This window comes from Xenorhabdus miraniensis, from assembly GCF_002632615.1.
This window is the reverse complement of record NZ_NITZ01000125.1, coordinates 1-419: the sequence shown is the minus strand read 5'-3', so window position 1 is coordinate 419 and position 419 is coordinate 1. Positions and strand designations below refer to the sequence as shown.

Annotated in this window: 2 protein-coding genes; one reads left to right on the top strand and one right to left on the bottom strand. The window is 61.8% G+C overall.

Features of this window, described 5'->3' with window-relative positions; genetic code table 11:
* Positions 1-202: hypothetical protein (locus tag Xmir_RS26075; protein ID WP_167386048.1), on the top strand; the 202-nt coding region annotated here is incomplete at its 5' end.
* Here the strand turns inward: Xmir_RS26075 and Xmir_RS22395 are convergent.
* On the bottom strand, positions 128-419 hold a 292-nt coding region (locus Xmir_RS22395), incomplete at its 5' end, for a tyrosine-type recombinase/integrase (RefSeq protein WP_145956971.1). The genes Xmir_RS26075 and Xmir_RS22395 overlap by 75 nt on opposite strands.

Sequence of the window (419 nt, the reverse complement as noted above, 5' to 3'; positions counted from 1 at the left end):
CATTGCCCACGTACCCCCGCAGACACCGGGGCTGACGGGCAGTCCGGCCACGGTCTGCCCCTTCTCCGAACCCTGCCCGGCTCAACGGGGATTATCGGGTTGTCCGGTGCGCCGGGGTTTCGGTTTGCTATCCGGGGGTTTTCGTGTCAGTGCCCGATTGTTCTTGCTCGGCCGGATGCGTCTGCTGATGCACGGTCTTTAAGTGCCCGATAGCGACCCGCGTATAAATTTGGGTGGTCTCCAGCCGTTCATGCCCCAGTATCGCCTGGATGTGCCGGGTGTCGGCCCCGTTGTCCAGCATTTGGGTCGCCATCGAATGACGGAACAGGTGACAGGCACCGGGTTTATCGAGCTGCGCCTGTTCACGGATAGCCTTGCCGACCAGTTGGCTTAAGTAATCACACGACAGGCCGCGTCCC